Raw genomic sequence first — 3,780 nt, forward strand, 5'->3', positions numbered from 1 at the left:
TTGTCGGCGACCAGCATGACCCGGTATTCAGGGCGCTCAAAGGCCAGCCGCAAATCCTGCCCGGCCACTTCCGGGTTCATGGTGATCTCGGTGAATTCTTCGTCTTCATCCACCATGAAGACTTCTCCAGCGATGCGTTCGTCGTCGGAGTGGATCACTTGCTTGCCGGTCAGCTTTCCAGAGAAAGCCACCAGGGAACGAATGGCGGCATATTCGGGGTGCTTCTCGATGTAGCGGTCAAAGCCCTTCTTGTAACGCACGGCCGCCGCCCGCGAACTGGTGACCACCATAGCTTTGGCCTTGCCATCGAGCAGGAATTCCACATTCTTGTGAAAGTGCTCAATGATGAACTGCACTTTCTGTGTGACATTGGTGGGATGCAGGGACATCCATTGGGCCAGCGCCCGTTTGGCCTGTTTGCCGCTGACGCGCTTGATATCGCCCACTTGCTTGGCGAGGTTGAAGGCTGTTTTGTAGGGTACATAGCCGCGCAACACGTCGAGGATGAAGCCCTCTTCGATGGCCTGACGCATGGGATACCGGTGGAAAGGCTGCGGCAAGTTGGATTTCGATGCCGGACGCGACGGATCGGCCGGGCGACCAAACAGCATGAGGGTGGAGTGCTTCGGCGTACCCGTGAAAGCAAAGTAGCTAATGTTCTTCGGGCGTACCCGTGATTTCTGAAGCTCCTCCAGCAGTTCTTCCACCGTCAGCGTGGACATCTTGCCGTTACCGCTCATGGCAAGCGCCGTCTGGAGCTTGGCAGCGGTCGACCCTGTCTGCGAAGCATGCGCCTCATCGATGATCACGGCAAAGCTCTTACCCTTCAGCTCCTTGTCGGTAACAATGGCTTCCATCGCGTAGGGGAAGGTCTGAATGGTGACGACGATGATGGGCGTGCCCGCCAGCAGGGCTTCCGCCAGTTGTTTGCTCTTCGACTTGGAGGACTTCTGCCGGTCAATGGCGGCGATCACCCCAAACTGATGATCGATCTGCTTGACCGCATCCTGAAGCTGGCTATCCAGCACGTTCCGGTCGGTTACGATGATCACGCTGTTGAAGATGGCATCGCCGTTGTCCCGACGCAGCTTGACCAGATCGTGGGCCGTCCATGAAATGGTGCTGGTCTTGCCGGAACCGGCGCTGTGATCGGCCAGGTATTGCATGCCGGGACCGTTGGCGCGGGCATCGGCAATCATGGCATTGACCGCTGACCACTGGTGGTAGCGCGGGAAGATCAGGGTTTCCTTCTTCGACCAGTTGCCTTTCAGGTCGACGACATCCTTCTTTTCCACAAAGACGAAGCTGTGGAAAATGCGCAGCCAGGCATCGCGCTGACAGACCGACTCCCAAAAGTAGGCAACCGGATATTCCTTGTCCTTGCGTACCGGGTTGCCTGCGTGGCCTTCATTGCCCTGGTTGAACGGCAGGAAGGTCGTGTTCTCGCCATCGAGCTTGGTCGCCATCTGAATGTCCGAATCGGACATGGCGAAATGGACCACGGCACCGCGCTTGAATGTCAGCAGTGGTTCGCGGCGTTTGGTCTTTGGGTCATACGGCAGCCGGTCGTTCTTGTACTGCTCCATCGCGGCTTCGGCGGACTGGGTGAAGTCGGTCTTCAATTCCACGGTGGCGACCGGAATGCCGTTGATGAACAGCACCAGGTCAATCGCCAGCTTGCGGGATGGGTGGTATTCGAGCTGCGGCACCACGCGCAGGATATTGGCGGTGTAACGCTTGAGCACGGTTTCGTTGCGCTTGTCTTCCGGAGCCGCTTCAGTGAGGTCAATGTGACCGCAGCCCGCGATGGAAAAGCCGTTACGGATGACCTGCATGGTGCCGTGCTGCTCCAGCGACTTGGCCAGGCGATCCATTAGCACCTCGCGGGCACGCTCGCCGTTGTCCTTTTGGAGCTTCGCCCATTTTTCTGGCTGGGTGACTTCCAGCCAGCCAATGAGATCGTCCGGGTACAGCGCCCGCTCGGTGTCGTATTGAAGCGTGTTTCCGATCTGCCAGCCTTGGCTTTGCAGCTTGCCGACGATGTAGTTCTCGAAGTGCTTTTCTTGGTGTGCGGTGTCGGTCATGCCGGTTCCTTCGAAGGGTGGCCTGAGAACAGCGTATTGATAGCGCTCAAAATCATTTCCACAAATGGAATGGCAAGAGCCTGGTTGAGAACTTCCCGGCCTTCTTTCCCGTGCGCAAATCCATTTCTTGAGCCGCTGACGAAGCCCGGCATGACGATGAATTCATGATCCAAACCTGCCAGCAGTCTCCGTGACACTGCCTCTTTCAGCATCGTGTCGAGGTTGTCTCGGCACTCTTCGTTCTTGTCCAATGCGCGCCTCAGCGACGCCTCCAAGCCAATCTGTGCGTAGTGGACGGCGGCAGTGGTGAAATCAAAAACGTAGGTGCTGTAGAGGAGCAGATTCTTGGCTAACTCGACGTTTTGCCGAACGTGGGCAGGAACATTCTCGATGCAATTCATCGTCGAAAGGGTGCGATGAAGATCGGCAAGCGCGGCATGTTCGTAGCTGTCTTCCGATTTGCCAAAGACTAGAGGGCCGATTCTGACATCAAGCGATGCGATGTCAGGTGTGAAGATGTCGTCGAGCGGTTTCACGCTTCGTCCCGAAGGTCGATCTGACCGGTCACGGCGGCGGTGATGAATGTGGAGCGACGCTCTCTTAGGAGAGCAATGCTCTTGTTTACCCGCTCCCCGATTTGCCTTTCCAGTTGAACGAGCCGCGCAACCTCACGTTGAATCTGCATTGACGGGACCGGAATCTTCCATCCAAGCAAAAGGTTCATGTTCAGGGGACGATTGCGTCCAGCGGATCCGCGAGAGCAGTCGTTCAGCACAAAATCACCGTGAATAGTCCAGAAATAGGCAAGTAGATATTCAGTAAGGACCCCATTTTTTCTCCCTCTGATCACAGGGAAGCGATGAGAAACAACGCATCCGGCATGATTTTCATTTGCCAAAGCTACTGCCCCTTCCCATGCGAATTGCCCACTAATAACCAAGTCGCCCGGCTGAACCCAAAAAAACTCCGAGTCGCCCATATCTTCGGTATCGGTTTCGTCTCGCTTGAAAATTCCACGCCCTCTATTGAACAGCCCAAGTTTTGTGTAGCTGCTGCCAGCTTTCTGGAGCACTGGCCGTGAAATCACCTCGCAGACATGCGAAAGCCGAACCCACTTGAGATTCGGCGAATCGGCGGGCTGGGAAGCCAGCGCGACGATCTTTTCCTTGAGCAGTTCGATGAAGCGGGTTTTCTTGGTGATCAGGGCATCGATGCGGGAGGTTTCGCGGTCGAGCACACGCGCAATAGCCTTCTGTTCAACGAATTCTGGCGCTGCAATGACATGGGAGGAGATATCTTCTCCCGTCATGCTTGGTAGTGCGGTATTCGTTGAATATAGGCCGAAAGGGATGGTCAGGGCGCTGTAGTAAACGAATCGAGGGAAGGCGTCGTTAGCAATGGTTGTGTAGAACATCGTATCAACAGTCCAGAAAGGACCATTGATATATAGAGGCTTGTCGATTGTCCCCTTGCGTCCAAGCAGTACTGATTCACCGTCAAACATAAAGGACGAGGCGCGGGCGAATTCACCGCCTGACCCAATAACGGGGTAGGCCCCACCGGGATCCGCAACGTCCTTGTAGTCTTGGCCGTTGCGTATAGATGCAAGGCGCTTGAATGCCTTCACACCCCAATGCTCCGGCACCCGCCCAATCCACTCGACGCCCGAATCCTTGTAGGCCGGGTAGGGTTTGTA

3 protein-coding genes are annotated in these 3,780 nt (G+C 55.9%); all 3 read right to left on the reverse strand.

The window, feature by feature from the left end:
* Window positions 1–2,084: type I restriction endonuclease (locus M7R55_RS06875; protein WP_298219676.1), on the reverse strand; the 2,084-nt coding region annotated here is incomplete at its 3' end.
* Window positions 2,081–2,620 (reverse strand): hypothetical protein, encoded by a 540-nt coding sequence (locus M7R55_RS06880; RefSeq protein ID WP_298219678.1) that lies wholly within the window; start codon window positions 2,618–2,620, stop codon window positions 2,081–2,083. The genes M7R55_RS06880 and M7R55_RS06875, both read right to left, overlap by 4 nt.
* On the reverse strand, window positions 2,617–3,780 hold a 1,164-nt coding region (locus tag M7R55_RS06885), incomplete at its 5' end, for a restriction endonuclease subunit S (protein WP_298219680.1). The genes M7R55_RS06880 and M7R55_RS06885, both read right to left, overlap by 4 nt.

It is taken from the genome of Halothiobacillus sp., assembly GCF_027346185.1.
Lineage (GTDB): Bacteria > Pseudomonadota > Gammaproteobacteria > Halothiobacillales > Halothiobacillaceae > Halothiobacillus.